The organism is Weissella cibaria (assembly GCF_004521965.1).
Taxonomy (GTDB): Bacteria; Bacillota; Bacilli; order Lactobacillales; family Lactobacillaceae; genus Weissella; species Weissella cibaria_A.
Genome location: NZ_SDGK01000040.1, coordinates 1 through 16,867, shown reverse-complemented (window position 1 = coordinate 16,867; position 16,867 = coordinate 1). Strand labels below are relative to the sequence as shown.

At 42.7% G+C, this 16,867-nt stretch carries 19 protein-coding genes and 1 pseudogene; all 20 read right to left on the bottom strand.

Annotated features, from left to right (window positions below):
* Positions 1–364: 364 nt before the first annotated feature.
* A complete protein-coding gene (locus tag EST42_RS06175; protein ID WP_134644675.1) occupies positions 365–1,924 on the bottom strand; it encodes a hypothetical protein in 1,560 nt (519 codons plus the stop codon).
* Between the two features lie 261 nt (positions 1,925–2,185).
* Complete coding sequence (locus tag EST42_RS06170) at positions 2,186–2,698, bottom strand: hypothetical protein (protein WP_134644674.1); 513 nt, start codon at positions 2,696–2,698, stop codon at positions 2,186–2,188.
* Between the two features lie 666 nt (positions 2,699–3,364).
* Positions 3,365–3,448 carry a KxYKxGKxW signal peptide domain-containing protein gene (locus EST42_RS11580; protein WP_425335777.1) on the bottom strand — a complete coding sequence of 28 codons (84 nt, stop codon included), beginning with the start codon at positions 3,446–3,448 and terminating at the stop codon, positions 3,365–3,367.
* Between the two features lie 46 nt (positions 3,449–3,494).
* Positions 3,495–4,454, bottom strand: a complete 960-nt coding sequence (locus EST42_RS06155) for a CAP domain-containing protein (RefSeq protein WP_134644672.1) — start codon at positions 4,452–4,454, stop codon at positions 3,495–3,497.
* A gap of 204 nt (positions 4,455–4,658) precedes the next feature.
* The gene (locus tag EST42_RS10530) at positions 4,659–4,814 is read right to left on the bottom strand and encodes a hypothetical protein (protein ID WP_167711136.1); all 156 of its coding nucleotides are present in this window, start codon (positions 4,812–4,814) and stop codon (positions 4,659–4,661) included.
* Positions 4,815–5,268: 454 nt separating this feature from the next.
* Positions 5,269–5,532, bottom strand: a pseudogene (locus tag EST42_RS06150) (KxYKxGKxW signal peptide domain-containing protein); the annotation flags it as partial.
* 306 nt (positions 5,533–5,838) lie between these two features.
* Positions 5,839–6,504: a hypothetical protein gene (locus tag EST42_RS06145; protein ID WP_134644670.1), complete on the bottom strand. Its 666-nt coding sequence runs from the start codon at positions 6,502–6,504 to the stop codon at positions 5,839–5,841.
* A 126-nt stretch (positions 6,505–6,630) separates the two neighbouring features.
* On the bottom strand, positions 6,631–7,500 hold the full coding sequence (locus EST42_RS06140; RefSeq protein ID WP_134644669.1) for a hypothetical protein: 870 nt from the start codon (positions 7,498–7,500) through the stop codon (positions 6,631–6,633).
* Between the two features lie 223 nt (positions 7,501–7,723).
* Positions 7,724–8,215, bottom strand: coding sequence for a WxL protein host-binding domain-containing protein (locus EST42_RS06135; protein WP_167711134.1), 492 nt, complete (start codon positions 8,213–8,215; stop codon positions 7,724–7,726).
* The gene (locus EST42_RS06130) at positions 8,196–8,486 is read right to left on the bottom strand and encodes a WxL protein peptidoglycan domain-containing protein (protein ID WP_134644667.1); all 291 of its coding nucleotides are present in this window, start codon (positions 8,484–8,486) and stop codon (positions 8,196–8,198) included. Before EST42_RS06130 ends, EST42_RS06135 begins: the two co-directional genes overlap by 20 nt.
* A gap of 59 nt (positions 8,487–8,545) precedes the next feature.
* Positions 8,546–8,833, bottom strand: a complete 288-nt coding sequence (locus EST42_RS06125; protein WP_134644666.1) for a WxL domain-containing protein — start codon at positions 8,831–8,833, stop codon at positions 8,546–8,548.
* Positions 8,834–8,872: 39 nt separating this feature from the next.
* Positions 8,873–9,229, bottom strand: a complete 357-nt coding sequence (locus EST42_RS06120) for a hypothetical protein (protein WP_134644665.1) — start codon at positions 9,227–9,229, stop codon at positions 8,873–8,875.
* 235 nt (positions 9,230–9,464) lie between these two features.
* Positions 9,465–9,866: a hypothetical protein gene (locus EST42_RS06115; protein WP_134644664.1), complete on the bottom strand. Its 402-nt coding sequence runs from the start codon at positions 9,864–9,866 to the stop codon at positions 9,465–9,467.
* Positions 9,867–9,877: 11 nt separating this feature from the next.
* A complete protein-coding gene (locus EST42_RS06110) occupies positions 9,878–10,249 on the bottom strand; it encodes a 6-carboxytetrahydropterin synthase (RefSeq protein ID WP_245150418.1) in 372 nt (123 codons plus the stop codon).
* Positions 10,246–11,760 carry a glycosyltransferase family protein gene (locus tag EST42_RS06105; RefSeq protein ID WP_134644663.1) on the bottom strand — a complete coding sequence of 505 codons (1,515 nt, stop codon included), beginning with the start codon at positions 11,758–11,760 and terminating at the stop codon, positions 10,246–10,248. The genes EST42_RS06110 and EST42_RS06105 overlap by 4 nt, the downstream gene beginning before the upstream one ends.
* A complete protein-coding gene (locus EST42_RS06100) occupies positions 11,757–13,124 on the bottom strand; it encodes a TIGR03111 family XrtG-associated glycosyltransferase (protein WP_134644662.1) in 1,368 nt (455 codons plus the stop codon). Before EST42_RS06100 ends, EST42_RS06105 begins: the two co-directional genes overlap by 4 nt.
* Positions 13,124–13,723 (bottom strand): exosortase family protein XrtG, encoded by a 600-nt coding sequence (xrtG, locus tag EST42_RS06095; RefSeq protein ID WP_134644661.1) that lies wholly within the window; start codon positions 13,721–13,723, stop codon positions 13,124–13,126. The genes EST42_RS06100 and xrtG overlap by 1 nt, the downstream gene beginning before the upstream one ends.
* A 5-nt stretch (positions 13,724–13,728) precedes the next feature.
* The gene (locus EST42_RS06090) at positions 13,729–14,355 is read right to left on the bottom strand and encodes a Firmicu-CTERM sorting domain-containing protein (RefSeq protein ID WP_134644660.1); all 627 of its coding nucleotides are present in this window, start codon (positions 14,353–14,355) and stop codon (positions 13,729–13,731) included.
* Positions 14,348–15,523, bottom strand: a complete 1,176-nt coding sequence (locus EST42_RS06085; protein WP_134644659.1) for a GGDEF domain-containing protein — start codon at positions 15,521–15,523, stop codon at positions 14,348–14,350. The genes EST42_RS06090 and EST42_RS06085 overlap by 8 nt, the downstream gene beginning before the upstream one ends.
* 18 nt (positions 15,524–15,541) lie before the next feature.
* The gene (locus EST42_RS06080; protein ID WP_134644658.1) at positions 15,542–16,258 is read right to left on the bottom strand and encodes an EAL domain-containing protein; all 717 of its coding nucleotides are present in this window, start codon (positions 16,256–16,258) and stop codon (positions 15,542–15,544) included.
* Positions 16,259–16,867 lie beyond the last annotated feature (609 nt).

The following is a 16,867-nucleotide window of genomic DNA, read 5'->3' as shown; positions in this document are numbered from 1 at the left end:
CCCACAACGGTCAATGACAAAGATCAGATGCCAAATCTTATCGGCAATCTGGATGATCTAAGTCACGTGCTTACAACTGATATTACGTATATTCAGTTAAAAATGAGCCGAAATCTGTACGAAATCAGGCCATTTTGAAAAATTTTCGGGGCACGAGCCCTAGCGGGCTCGAAAAAAGTCCGGAGTCTTGACATCAGAACCGGATCATAGTCTTCCTCATATCATTCTCCATTATTTCTCCTTACAGCAAATAAGTATACTCGTATTTAGGTCTAATTTGTATGAGATTTGCGTTGTTTAGCATTAGTTTCCTAGAATCAATACAAAAAAGCACGAGTGAACCGTTCTCTCGTGCTTTTTAAAACTATTTCAATTCAAACAACGCCCAATTCTTTGGCTTACCCGCCAGCAATTGATAGCCAGTATCAATCAATCGGTAATTTTTCACCAATGGCGCCTTGTTGTACGGGTGTACCCCGTTCAAAGCATTCCGCATATCAATCGCCAGTGGCTGATTACCAGGTACAAATACCACAACATATTGGACACGCCGATGCGTCATTGTATCTGAAAATGAATGATACATTTCAGGGAACTCATCATACGTCATGTTCATTAAGTGGAAGTATCGCGTCACTGGACGCGTATCGGCTGCCAAGAAGAACCCGGAATCTAATGAATTAACCATCAAGATGCTTGGGTGCTTGGATTTTTTATGCATATCCGCCGCAAAACGTTCTTGCACGCTTTGATCAGTCGGCTGCCCATGGCGAGCCAAAAATGGTTGATGGGCATCACGTGGGGTTGCCGTTTTAATGTAAGAATTACCATAAAACGGTATGACAAAAATGCCAATCATGACCAACAACATAACCGGTCGCAATAATTCTTTCTGCCAATTAATCAACCAGGCAAATAGTTGGAATAATGCCACCACAAAGAATGGCATCAGTAATAAGACATAGTACTCTCGCACAAAATGCGTCAAGACTAACATCGCCACCGTGCCGAAGAACATCATGAACAACATACTCCGTTGGCGACCAATCTTTGTCAGTACCAAGCCAATTGCTGTAATCGATGTAATAAGCCAGTGCTGATTAATCGGTTCCGCAAACAAGCAAAGTGAGTTAACTAACTGTGAGATTATGCCATTTTGATTTTCACCATACGCCATCATATTCATTTTGAAATACACATCAATCAACGATTGTAAGGCATGGTGTCGGTAAAAAACACCCATCATCACCGCCGATGGCACAAGGAAGCCAAGTAACGACAGACCAATTGCCGTCAGTAGGCCACGCCAATTTCGATCAGCCAACAAACCAAATCCTATATATAGAAAGAAAATAATTAATGCACCAATCATGGCGTACTTGACCCAAAAGACATAAAACAAACCAAAGCCGGCCATCAGGTACAGCCATGGGCGCAATTGCTTGTTTTGGCGTTGCCACAAGAACGCTAAATAAATGAAGCCCATGATAACCGGGAAAGCAAACTCTTCCGGAGCGCCGCCTAATTCAAAGGCGTGTGTACCCACCATCACCCCTGGACCTAACAAGCCCAGTACGCTAGCAACATTCTTATTATCAAAATAAAACATAGCGATTTTGCTTGCAAAGAAGTACACAACTAAAGCGTTAACCACTTCGATAACAAACACGCCAATAAAACTCGTTTTTGAAATAAATGACGCGATAGCAAACAAGCCAAACATCAACGGACCACGTTGCTCGACAATATCGCGATATGGCACCATCCCCGAAGCCAACGCCCGGCCCATTGAAAACATTGCATTCGTATCCACCCACTGATTGGTACGATACAGTGGCGAAGCCGACATCGTCACCAGCGACAAGCCGATCACCAACATTATCATCACCATGATCAGAATGATACGTCCGATTTTTTTAGTCACGATTCTCTTCTCTCCTGAATAAAACTAACTCTAAAATTTTGCACTTTCACTGAGATTTAGTCAAGTGATTGTAACACTTGGGCAAAGGCTGCACGACCATCCTTACCAGTATAGTAAGCGAAGTCCCATGCAAAATGCCACCCAATCCATGAGGAAGATATCCCCATGATTAATGTAATTCCAATTACTTCCCTGGCCTAAATTCACTTCTGAGTACGTAAAGACTGTGCGATAATCTCCTAGCTCAACGCCTGCACTTGCCTACGCCCAGTGCACAAGTGATGGGCAATCAAATTGACATAGCGCAATCGATTGCGGTGTGCGGCCACAATCCCAGTTATACGGTGACTTACCAACAATGGTTGAACCGGTCGCAATCACCGTTTCAATTTGGGGATTACCTGATGTCACGACACCATTTTTGTCGGCCCAGTAACAGTTACCATTTTCATAAACGTACTGGTTCGTTGCTTTCTCGTACGTCCCCGGCTTGAAGTAGAACAACTGACCATACCAATACTTGTAACCACTAAAGTCCTTACCATCCCCGCCAAATATGTACCATGTGCCCCGACGTGACTTATCGTACGTATTTTTGTGCATCAAATAAGTTTTGTAATCGAAGTAGTAATATATGCCATTCATCCGAACCACATCAGTGCCAATTTTTCCGTCAGCCCCAAAGAAATAGTAGTTACCCCATTGCGACTTAACGTACTTATTCTTGACCATCGCCCCATTACGGAACAGATAGGTTGTCTGACCAACCGTCATTTTGTCGGCCTTCAAACCACTAAAGGCAGTCCTATTCCTATAAAGAATTCCCATAACAGTTGTGTTGGCTAATTTACCAGCAACATAAGTCTTTTTTGTTAGTTGGGTTCATGCCATTAAACGCCATGCTTGCCTTATAAAGCACACCGTTCATCGTCGTTTTGGCCAACTTTCCGGCTACGTACGTCTTTTACTCCTCTCTGAATGGCTGGGGCTGATTGTGCCACAATAACTTGATCTGATGCAGGTTATTGTGCATCAGCTGAAGTACTAGCAGCTACTTCATCCAATGCATACGCCTTATCTTCCGTACCATCTGGTTTAACTTCATCTGTCACTTTCACAGCGTCAGATGGCACTTGCACGTCACTAGCAGCACTTGACTCAACGCTTACGTATGACGTGACTGATGAACTGGCATCTGGTACAACACAGACGACGATTTAGACGTAGATGCACTCGCCACGTTACTCGTGCCAACCAAACTACTTGATTCAGATGTGATAGTCAGGGCCGAACTGCTGGCCACCACATTCGTATACTCATCTTGGCTGATCGTTGCCACCGAAGCAACTGGTGTTTGACTAATTGACGTGACCGCTTCTACTTCAACTTGCTCAGTCTGAACAGCTGGCACGACATCACCATCTGCTGAAGCACCCGTTGTTAATCCCGCGTCATGCCAAAAAAGGCAATCCCCGCAACCACCCAATGTTTACCGGACTTATACAATTTTTTACGTAACTTCACTTTCTGCTCACTAATAATCCTTACCCATCTCTCTTTATTAAAAATCTTATTTATTATAACCGATTTCCATAACAGCGATTATCGCCTTGCTAGCTGTCTTGGCATAACCAAAACCAACCTTATTGGTAAATGGTGACACTTCCGTTAAGTAGTGGTCATAGCCTTGTGACCCATCCTGTAACTCACTCGCCCACATATTAATCGGGTTCTGTGTGCCACCAGACCATATAGCAAGTACTTCTGGACCATTAACTTGCTTACTGAAATCGAATGTCGGTGATAAGAACATGGCCCCTTCAATCTGTCCACTATTAACTGTCCAAGTTGGCGCGCCATTCTTCATGTCGGCGTGTGAAATCGACCCTTGTGCAGCCAACTCTTCCGCACGCATTTGGGACCACTTCGTCCATTCGGCATCTTGCGTCAACGAGTCAAGTGACTTACCTTCATCAGAACCTGCTCCACCCTTATCTGACGCCATATCAGAAGTCAACGGTGTTCGTTCCTTCGCACGCAATACATTCAAATCATTCAACCATTGGCTAGTAACAGCTAAACTGTTCGCAACACTTGAAAAAGCAACCAAACTTGATGACGTAACTGATGAACTAGCCACTGAGCTTGAAGATACCGCAGACGAACTGCTTGATGGCTTCACACTAGCACTCGATACTACTGATGAACTTGCCACACTGCTGTGACTAGATGACACACTATATTGCGACTCCCCAGCAGCTTGACTCGCCGTGCATGACATGTACGAATTTGTCGCCGCGTTAGACATAACAGAGGCAAAATTCTTTTCCGCCTGTTGCTCTGCCCAGTACATGTCACCCTTTGACTCACCATACCACATGTAATATTCTGAACCGGCACTCGCCCAAGTTTCAAGTTGATCATTTGAAGACATCCAATTTGAATGTTCGTAAATACCCGTCGTCGTTGGTAGCTTAACATTGACCTTCTTATAATAGTCCGCTGATGTTGGTAGATAAATCACCTTCATTGTTTGGTCAGACTTAGTGTAGTTATAGTAACCTGGCTTCGTCTTTTCTAATGCAAAAATTGTTATTTTAGCCTAATACCGCAGAATATCCTGTTTTCGCTGGTACTGTGTAATTAATCTTATCCGCATAATAGACCGACTTTTTCACATCCGTTCCGGCTGACTTACCATCACGATACTGGTACTCAATTGTCGTCGTGTACTTTAATCAGCTACTTGTAATTGTGCATACGCCATCGCCGACTTTATTGATGCATTCGCGTATGACTTTGTAGCGGTCAGCGTCAATTTTGAACCCGGCACTAAAGCGTACTTATAATCATTTCCCGTTTTGTACGTCAATGAGTAGTAATCTTCCAATCGCCACTTACCCTTGGCAGTTGGTGTGTAGTATTTGCCGGCTGCACTAGCTTAGGATGCTGGCGTTTGACCTCCGTAAAATGAATAAGCCCCGTATGCCCGACTAGCAAATGCCGTTAACTTAACTGCTGATCCGTTACTAAATGAATTGAATACCGTTGCATTTTTAGCTGACGTCTTAACCGTAATCCGCTTTTCATTGAAGCGCCATTGATCAGTTCAGTTAAGGCGTATGATGTGTAATATTGTCCCTGCTTATAAGACAGTGCGCTTAACTTCTTAATATCTGGCTTCTTCGTTGTCATCTAATCATTGATGATAACCAAATTACCGTTGTACCCCTTGGTAACACCGCGGTAAACTGCCACCTTCTTACTACTAACATTAACGTACGCACGTTAGATGTAAACCTTGTGACCGTTACTATCAGTACGTAAAGCGATATTACTAAATGTCACACTAACAATCTTGCTGTCTGAAAATGATGTGTTTTCGAATCAAACACATTCAAATACATGCGGCTGCCAGCATATTGGAACGTATCTGCCTTGCCATCTTGCTGCAGTGAAATGGTATTCTTTCCCACAGTCCAAGACGTATTGGCAAAAATCATCGGTCCAGCGACTGCATCAGCGCTCTGTGGGACAGCCAACAAGGCACCGCCTGTTACCAAAGCCGTCGCAACCCACATTTTGCCGGACTTATACAACTTTTTGTGAACTTTAACTTGATCACCCTTATCAAAACTCCTCTAACTTCTTATAACCTACTCGCAATCCGTGATGATTTTAGCAAAGGAAATTAGCAATTTATGATTTTGTCTTAAAAGTGAGTAGCTAAGCTGCCTTTTCGACAAAAAGTAAGTAAACAGTGCAAAAGCATGCTACGTTAGCTCACTATTGGGAATAATCTTGATTTTAGGGCAAAAAATAGCGTGGCCACGATGTTAAACATCACGGACACGCTAGTCGACAATTTATCCATTTTTTATCAGAACAGACGCTTTGACACATACTTAAGACCATTACCTTTCTTTAGCAAAATAATTATAAACCTGACTCTGCAAGGGATCACCTGACCAAACGATTTGTTCACCGTGTTCACGTAGGAACATCGCAAAAGAACGACCGAAAACGGTTACTGTCTGGCCGTTGTCACCACCACTTGCCTCAGCAGCCACCGTTTGGACAGCCATGGGCCAAGTTCGAAAACGTTCAGGTACCTTTGAATGCAACTCGTGTTGATGAATATCAGCATGATACAACTCAAGTTCATTCGCCAAATACTCCACACTATGCTCTTCAGCAATCAGATGCCCTACTTGTATGACGTGTTCAAAGTACGCCGTCCAAAAATCGCCAATTTCAGTTTTAATAAATCGTTGAATGGCTGTATTCGCAACAGTGGTCCAATATGGATTAAATTCCTCTTGCCCATGGGACGTTGTCGTATAGATCCCTATAAGCATGCGTACTGGGCCTTCCGCGAGGGTTAATGATAATCCCACAAACCATCGAAACGACTCACCCGAGCGTAAAACAATGGTATCAACACCGATTTTGGGGCCATAACTGCCAATCCGAAACGACATTTTAAAATTTTGATAGCCTTCCGCCAGCAAATGCTGGACAACAGCTACCGCTTTATCAATAATCATTTTTGCTCCTATTCTATTTTCAGCAAGAGACATACCCTTGTTATTCTACATCATCATTATCGCGACATAAAAACATTTGAAAAATCGTCTGATTTCCAGGATACAAAAAGCACTTTGTGCGATGTATACGATCAATCACAAAGTGCTTTTCAAGGCCTGCTACTCGCCCCAACTACCTGACATGTCATTGAACGCGTATTGCAATACCATTGCCGTCAACATTTTTTCTAATTGTTTCTCTGTTTTAACATGCTTGGCAGCCGGCATCACTACGGTTTGACCCGCTTGACGTGTGCCCACAACCGAGGCTTTGACATAACTTGCTTGATCCGAAGTGGCACGTAAAGATAACTTATGGGCATCCTTCGCGACGGTCACAATGACTTCCGGCTTCTTCATATCATTGATTTCATCACGAAGTTTGTCCCAACCGTCGACCTTTAACTGTTTAGCAGTTTCTGTTTGACCAACAACTGTTACCAAACGCTTCAAGTCTGCCCGGTTGAGCTTAACTTGATAACCCGCACCAACTTTACTGAATTTTTGCCCATCTAAGTCGGTAAACCACTTAGCAATTTGCTTAGCATCAGTCTGAACCTGTTCTGATTCAACCTTGGCATATCTCTTATTATCCCCTTTCATCCACACATTTTGTAGTACCGTTGAAAAATCAGGGACATCCTTAACATCAGCCGATTGAAACATATCACTCAGGAATCCTGCTGACACATAGGTTGTCTTGCCATTCTTCTTGATGTCATATGTTAATTTGGTATCGTCATCAGCGACCGTTGTTGATAACATCACTTTTTGACGATCCTTAGCGTCTAGCTTGGCCAATCCGTTAATACGGTACTGACTGTTGTCTGGCATCGATGCTGTATATTGATAACGATTATCGTCTGCTTTGACCATTGCCAATAAATGCGTTCCAAATTGGACCTTTGGCGTGTGCAGTACGGCATAACTGGCACCGCCAGCCACGACAATAGCTGCTGCAACACTCCCAATAATTACTTTCTTATTCATCCCCGTCACCTTTCCTTTGCTTCCAGTGTATCATGGCAACACACAGAAAAACTGTGGTCAACATTGACCACGGTTACCAGAAGCTAGTAGCCCATATTCACTTGCCATTCTAGCTGTGTTCGATACTCTCTAGGTTGATTTGTGCTGCCATCAACATGCAAGTGCAAACCTTCATTTTGTTGCCAAACCACGTCTGCCCGGCTTTAACCATCTAAAGTTTTTTCTAATTGCCAATGTTGCCCATTTGCAGCCGTAATCGTTGCATGATAATGATAGCTGCCGGCTTTATTTTGTGTCCATGCCAATTATTAGCGTATTTAAACGTTGAATTTGGTGCGACACTCATACCCCTCGTATCAGCTGTCTTTTCCATCACTTGACCGGTTTGTCGATTAGTTATTTTGGCATGCAAGGCCATATAACTAATGATGGCCGGTTTATTATTTTTATAGATGGTCTTAATCTTAATGTCATTGCCAACGATTTTAGGTTGGATTTTGCCCAGCGTTAACTTCGGCACAGCTGTTTGACCAAACTCCTTCAAGACAACTCCCATGGCATAGACAAACTTATTTTTAACTGAGACCTCTTTCTTTGCAAAGGGTGATGTTTGGTCATCACTCTTCACCAGTACGACGACGATCCCATCGAAGGCCTTATTGGTTACCTTAATTGGCATCTCGACCATGGCAATTTCACCGGCTGGTGCAGTCACGGATCTGTTTTCGATCATGTTTTGTGACTAGCATGCGAGAATCCACTCGACGAGATTTATTTTTAGATACCGTCACATGGTCCAATGCCATCGTTCCGGCATTGTTGGTGTAGGCAGTGGTCGGTTGCACAATCAATTTTGGGGTCTCGTGAGAAAGATTCGCAATCTTTAGTTTTAGCGTTTCCACCTGGCCTGTTTTCACTTTCAAGTCAAAAATGCCGTTTGTGGTAATTTGATTGTCGGGATAGACCTGAGAAATACCAATATTCATTTTCCATTCCTCTCAACGAAAAAGGAGCCTCTTGCAAGGATCCAAAAACAGTATCGTTTTTAGTTTACTGATACATCAGGAGTCGCATTCAACGTCCACGTAATTGTTGCTGAGTACTTACCTTCTGGCACATTAGCGCCCATATCTAGGGCAGCGTCTTTAGCCTTGCTGTAATAAACTGTTGTGCTACCGTAACCCGTGCCTTGTGCTGATTGCATCACCCGGTGTTGCGTGTTGTCAGCTGACATCAACTTAGTTTGGTTCAAGTGAATTTCCCAATCCTTTGAAGAAGTTAACGTGGCACCGTCAGTCGATGTAAATCGCCCAACGTAGCCGTCAATTGCCAAGGCATTGTCGTTGTTTCGGCAGCCATTGGCGTCTTACCATCATCTTTTGGACGCTGCAGCCGTACGTGAATCAGTCACCTTTAACAAGCCTGAATCATTACCGTTGTCATCAATCAAACCAGCGTTATTAATCAAAGGCAAGTTTTCATTAGCCGTCTTTGCTTGTGCTGCCATCCCAGAGTTCATGTCTGGCACACCATCTAGTGTCAAGTAACCTTGCTCAACTTGCACAATTTCTTCTGAAACCCCAGATACAGATTCGCTTGCGTTGTTTTCTGTTGTGTCGGTTGCTGCGGGCAACGTTACGTTGTCAGCGCTAACTGCCATTGCTGGCATCCAAATCCCCACCATCGTTGCCAAAACGGCAGCATTGCTTAGAAGTGACTTCGTCTTCATTACTCAATACCTCATGAAAAATATTTTATTTTCACATCCCTGTGAACATTTACTATTATTAGGTAGTTCAGCCTTATGAGCGGTCAAAACATTTTGCTGTTTCAAAATTTAAGCTTCACCGACAACACACTAATCAGAAAAAAATTAGTTACCACCTTTTTAAACGCTACAATAAAACCCTCAGCATGACCGTTTCATCACACTGAGGATTGCTCTCACTCTTAACCACTACTACTCACTTTGTTAACCAGGTCTTATCATGAAGCACCCAATCACTTGCCTCATCATACTGATAAAATCTTAAAACCACCGTCGCATGTGCCAAATGCCAGGTTTGTGTGCGACGGGAAATCGTATTTGATTGGCTCAATTTAATGCGCTCATCTTTCACCAAATCCGGTTGAACAATTGTTGCTGCAATATTGTTATATTGCTCATCTGACGCTGCGTCCCAATCCAGCGTCTGAAGTCCATCAAAATCTTGTTTCGTCCATTGTCGATGTCCTGTGCTGGTACGTATCGTACGAGCTTGCGGATTAATTGAAAAACCGCCGCCCTGGCCGATGATTAGCACGGTCCCCCAGGCAACTACAATCACACCAAGCAAAGACCCAATCCAAATTAACACCTTTTTCATGTCACACTACCTTAATCAAGGTTCGTCAAGATATATGACCGTGTTGGTCCTTCACTCACTTCTAATTTTTCCAACATAACATGCGCCCCAATTAATTCTGGGTGAACACGTAATCGTTGAAAAATTTCAGTCGCAAAATTTTCAACGGTCGGATTAATCTTATCGAATGGTGGTACATCATTTAAAACCTGGCCATCATATTGCGCTAAAAAGGTACCAATCTTCTTTTCATAGTCTGTAAAGGGCACCTCTTCATCCGCCAAGCTAGAGAAGTCACTCACGATTTCCCAGGTATGCGGGTGCACCGCGCCATCATGACCTTGCCAACGAATAAAGTGGTACGCATTGATATAGAATTTTAATCGATAACGTGCTTCAATCATTTCATTTCCTTTCCGAAAAACAACCAGACGCTTTGCTGTCCAAGTCGATTCAATGCCTGCCACGCAATATCAGCATTGCTCCCTGCCAACAAAAAGAACAGCGGTAAAAATTGAATCACATACCGGCTACGTCCACCCTCGAATAGGAGCAAATACATAAATGCGCCAATCAGCCCGAGTTGCAGTAATCGTTGCCAATCGGTCTGGCGACGCAACCCAACGCAGATTATTAACAGTAAAAACAACCACCAAATTTGCGCCAAAAATTGAAAATCTTTTAGATGACGTCCGCTTGGCGTCAACCATGCCGCAAGACCGCGCCAGGACTGTACATCATGCGGCTTTGCAAAAAAATGACCCTCTCGCAACCAGGCGAACGAACCGTCAGCGGTATTTAACCCTTGCTTACGAACTAAGAATGTTACATAGCCTAAAACTCCACGTTGGCGCAAACGCTTCAACAACTGTGCCTTCGAATAAGCGACTTTATCAGCTCGCTTGGGTAGTGTGGCCATTTTTAATGCATCCCGTTCATTGTAACCACCATCCCCAGCAACACCCATGCTCATAAAATGAATTGGTGGAATTGCCAAGCCTTTATTAACCCGAATGACTGTTTGCTGATCAATTTGGAGTTGTCCCCACTGCACAGTTCCCACAACGGTTACAACGCAGACAATCACCAACAATAGCCCTTGTCCTATTTTTCGCCAATCACGCCAAAGTTGCGTTTGAACAATTCTTCGCACAATAATTAAGGCCACTGCAATCGCTGGTATCATAGCTGATGGTTTGATGAAATAAGCCAACACACCCGCAAAGACCAGCGTAAGGGACCAGATAGCCCGTAAAGACCAACGGCGACTATTTAATAACCCAGCCGCCGCTAGTAGCAAAACGGCCACCACTGGCATCACAACCGTGTCTGTGTATGGGACTAAAATCCATGGAAAGACAGTCATAAATACTGTTTCTAACCAAAGTAGCCGTCGCCAGTTATCGCTTTGGACCAGTGCCATCGTGCCGACATTGATTAGTAAAGCGAGATCAACACATACAATACTCACAAGATCAAAGAAGAACCAACTCTTCGTGTGGAATAGGTCAGCTAGCGCATCAAAAAGCATCAGGATTGGCAAATTGTTAATATTCTGACTAAAATAACCAATCAAGTTAACGTCATCCGCATGGCGTAATGCATCGTGAACCGCACCAGCATCGAACCCAATTGCCGGGTGAAACTGATAAGCAACAACGACTTGCCCGACAATCGCCGCAATAAACAGGCTCCAACTGACAACCAACTGGCGTGTACCTGGTGAGAGCCACAAATTAGTTTGCGTCAGAACGTATGACCCGCCCCCGATAAGCAACACAACCACTGATCCCAGCGTGACATCCGTTAATTTCAAATTAACAGATAACCCCGCTGAAATGACAGTAATACCAAATAATAGGCTGAATAGTACCAAGGCACTCCAATCAACGCCGGTTAAAATTTTTTGTCTCATGATTTCTCCCGTTTTAACGTCGTCCGTAACTTTCGCGCATCCGCAGTGACCAGCTGACGAAACTTCACCAATTCATCACTCAAACCCTGTCCTTGCCATTTTCGTTCAGTTGCTCTATTTAACAAAGCAAACAACAACACCCACGACAACACAAACTTATAGGCGGGCATCAGTAACGTGATGTACCAGGTTTTCACATACATGCGATAAGCCGGTCGAAAAGGCTTTAAATACACCTGTGCCAACAAGAAAAATAAACCACTAACAAATACGTACAACCCGTACATGGCCAGGTAAATCAAACCCAGCATCTGCCAGGAGAATCCTTGAGCCACCAATACAAGTGGCGCAAAAAACCAAATTAGGCGTGGAAACAAGAACGTATGGTCAATTAATAAACGGCGAATCATAAAATTGGTGAGCAAGTGGCGCATTGAGAGCATCGCTTGGTTCTCAAAAATGTGCACAACTTCCATTTCCCCAATTTGCCACCGCTGACGTTGCCGATACAAGGTATTAAAATCAGTGATTGATTCAACGTAGAAAATGGCATTACGGGCTAATTTGACTTGGCCTTTGGCACGCATTTGAAAGGTCATATGTGCATCTTCACCAACTGTCTCACTACTGAACATAAAGGTTTCTGCTAGCTGGGCACGTCGGAAGCCTGAGAAAGCCCCTGACATGGTAAACATGTTATTTGCACCAGCTTCAGCGTTCCGGCCAACCAAAAAGGCCGCTGCATACTCGTGATATTCTAGCAATTGCAAAATCCGTAACCGCCATGATTGGGCAATTTGACTGATTTGCGTCAAAATAATCCCCGTCAACGCAACTGTTTGTGGTTCTGCCTCGAATTGTTGCACCATATTCAGCAACGCATTTTTATCGAGCAAACCATCACTGTCAATATGCACAAAATATTTATTAGACGTATTGTAAAGGGCCATATTAAGGGCGTTCGATTTTCCCTGGGCGGCATCCAACCAGATGATACGCGCTGTCGGAAATTCATGTTGGAGCTTTTGAAAGATTTGGAAGCTCTGATCCGTGCTTTCGTTATTCACCAATGTAATAATGATTTTTTCAAGCGGATAAGTACCAGTAATGACCGAGGTCACACACCGGGCCAACGTCTCCGCGGAGTTATAAACGGGAATCACAACGTCGATCATGGGCAAAAAATCCTGATTTGTTATTCGGCTTCGACGATGAAAATGTCGCTTTAACCAGTTGATGACAATTTTAAAACTCAACTTTACATAAATTGCAAAAATGGGAATCACTTCCACTAAAATCGGCAATAAAAGCCATACGCCAATAAATAGAAACTGGTTTGCAATCGCTGTTAACAAACCTCGCATCAAGCACCTCCAGTCTTGAAATCAAAGCGTCCAATCTTAATATGTAACACTTGCGAACGGGTAAACACATAAAAATAAAGGATGATGGTCAATATATAAAATATTAAACGGCCAACAATTACATGCGCCCAAATCAATGATGACAATCCTAAGAAATGAATAATCAAGGCAGTTACTGTCAAGCGCAACATATTCGTAAGTAACAAATAAACCACCCCAAATCCTAACAGCTTTAAGCGCTGTTGCAAATTTTTAAAAAAAGGAAAAAACAGTACCAGCGCGATGTAAGCTGCTAATTCGATTAGTGCTGAACATTCATAGGTGATGAAAAGATTAATAGCGCCTTGACCGCTCACAATGTGAATAATGCCTAACGTTGGCGCTACGGTGTAAAAACCAGTTAACATGCCAACAACGCCCGCCCCACTTGTATTGAGACGCATTAAAAAACTAATGACGTTATTATTCGCCAACGAAATAATAATAAAAAATGTTCCCACAACACCTAGCACCACGTATGCTGCCGACCAGCCAATTCTTTTGAGGACACTTAGCACATAAAGCCACGCACCCCCGAGTACTACTATTAACCAAAACATATAACTTACCTTCTATGTGATTGGAAAATTAGAATTCCAAGCACTAACACAATTACACCGCCGAGCGTTGCCGCAACTATTGGTTCAGTTGATGCACCCGATACAACTACTGATTGACTACCTAAATTCCCATTTGTTAATTCAATATCACCAACTAACGCCGGGTTACTCACCATATCCGCAATTGGTATTTCAATCATCAAAATCTGGGTCGTATTATTATTAGGTGCGTCACGGACCACAATTTTACCGGTTACTTGGTGGTTCAGGCCTGTGGTCGCGTTATATAAATTAAACGTTACTGAAGCAGATTCGCCCAGCTTTGTTGGGGCTGAATTACCAGACGCCATATCCATGTAAACAACCTGATCCGCCAATTTGAACTGGTACCCCGAACCTTGGAAACCATACCCTTGCCCGGTGCCCTTTGGATTCATGTTCAACACGAGCGCGATTTTATCGTCATCCATGACCATACCCCATTGATGTACGTTAAAACCATCATATGGAAAACGCAACTCGCTTAATGGAATACTATCAAAATCAACGGTTGCATAAGCCGGTTGGTTAATCCCAACCCCTAACCCAATTAGCACGGCTGATATTACCATCAATAGCCACTTCTTAATCATAGTTCTCCCCTACATTTGTCGGTTGATTAACTGTCAACCGGTCTTTTCCTTGTCGTTTTGATTCATACAAACTTTGGTCAGCCCGCTTCAAAACATCGTCAACGTTGGCTTCAATTGGACACATCGGTGCCACCCCAACAGAAATGGTAACCGTCAAATAATGGTTTCCAAACTCGAAATTATAATCACGAATCACATCCATTACCGTAGCTAAATGCTCCGCTGCAACGTCTGCCGTTACCCCGCGAAAAACAATTACGAATTCTTCCCCGCCGTAACGAAAAACCTGACCGTCGGCGTTTCGTTGTTGCAACGTATCGTTAACCAAATTTGCAACGCGAGTTAGCACATAGTCACCCATATCATGACCGTAGGTATCATTAAATTGTTTGAACGAATCAATGTCGAACATTCCTAGCGTCAACGGTAATTGCTTAACTCGGAAGTACGGCACCATTTCATTCAGCACCTTATCCAACAAACGCCGATTTTTCATATTTGTTAACGGGTCTGTGTTCACTTCAATTTCATAATTGTTAAAACGTGTCACCAAGTCGCGCACAAAGACACTACCATAATACACTATCGTCATTAAAATCATGAACTTTACGACGAACACAATTGCGAAGCTATGTGGCATATCGCGGCGCACTGCTAAAACGATTAACCAAGCTGCCGCACTAAAAATAAATGTGGCCAGTTCATATTCAACAAACTTGTCAATAATACGGTGACGATTTTTACTCAGGTAATAACTCACACCCAAAAATATAATTGTACCGGTGACTAACAAACCGATTCGAACATTAAAATGACTTGATACCAATAACACTGTATCGAATAACAACGTGCTAATTGTAATTGGAATAATCGTATAACGTTGCGTATCAATCATGACAAAATAAAACATGATAATCAAAATCAACGAGACGTCATTCACGTAGGGATTAATCACTACGACGTCCTGTAAATCATTAAACACAATTTTGGCAATCACTAGCCAGGCCAAGAAATTCAAGGTATACGTAACCAGATACATTTTTTGGTTATTCATAAAACGCCGTTGCAAACCAAATTGTATGATAAAAATGGCACCAATAATCGATGGTAAACATAGCAATTTGGCAATCATATGATCACCAATAAATTCGTAAATCAACGTTTCCATATGCTAAGTACCTCCAAATTAATACGTAATTGGCTCAATGTTGACCGGACTTGAGTAATAGAAAGATTGCTGCCGCCATGAAGTTGGCAAATCTTTTATCAAATCACTATCTTCAACCCCTTCAATAACCACCTCTAAGGTCATGTCATCAATGGCTGTCACAATTACATTAATAATGTCAATGATGGTATCGAGCGGTAAGAAACGCTTGAGATGCAAGACAGAAATCTTAATCCGACTAATCAGGTGTGGCATCTCGAACAAACCAGCCAATGAATTGACGCCCGTTAAAAAATCATCGAGCACCAACTCATAACCAAGCGCAGCTAATCGTTCTAACTGCACTTTGGGTAAAAATTCATCATACGCATTCGTTCGGCAAAGCGGTAACCGTTCTGTGAGTTCAAGCTTTAAACGTGACCGCAAAACTGGATCAATCTGCTCAAATAGCGCAAAGGTTTCCTCATAAAATAATTCCTGATAATCCAAATTAAACGAAAATGTGTAGTTGGGGTTATGGCTCAAAACCTTTGGCAGAATGACTGCAAGCTCTGTAACATATTGCTTATGCTGGTCATGATGCGTCATCGCTGTAATAAATTCTTGATAAGGGAATCTTGACACCCCATCAATATCGCGGCGTATCAATAGTTCATATTCCTTACTTGCATTTCCTTCCAAGGCAATAATTTGCTGTGCTTGGAAATATAACTTACTTTGTACTGTGACAGTCATACATGACTCCTATGTTACTTTCGCTCAAGTGTACCTGTATTTTGGAATGCTAACTGGTTTATTTTTACGTCGAAATTGTTGCGAATTTGCAACATTATTTTTTTAAAATAGGGTTCTAAAATATTTGGTACTGATGACCACTCGCACGCGCGATTGGTTGTTGGTATCTTTTTTTGGTGTAAAAATAAAAAGGACTTACCGGCTGCAACCGGTCTGCCCAAAATACCCTCGCAAGGATATCCCAACATGGATAACAATATCAGAATTTTACTCGGATTAACAAATTTAAATCTAACGTTTGATTTAAATGCAGAACAACATTTCAGCGAAACGAACCACAATGGTACTGACACGGTCACGTGGAACCTTCCTCTAACGTACGCTACTACCTGTGACAAATGTGGTAATCCAATGGTTAATAATGGTACCAAAACAGTCATTCATAAAGGACCACACAGCGCCTTCAAGTTTTAAAACTTTAGAATCCGAAAGCAAAAATTTCTATGCAAGAAGTTCGGACACACGTCCATTACACAACTCAGCGACATTAAACCAAACAATCATATCATCGATAAGGTTAAACAAGTCGTAGTAATGGAACTGAGTGAA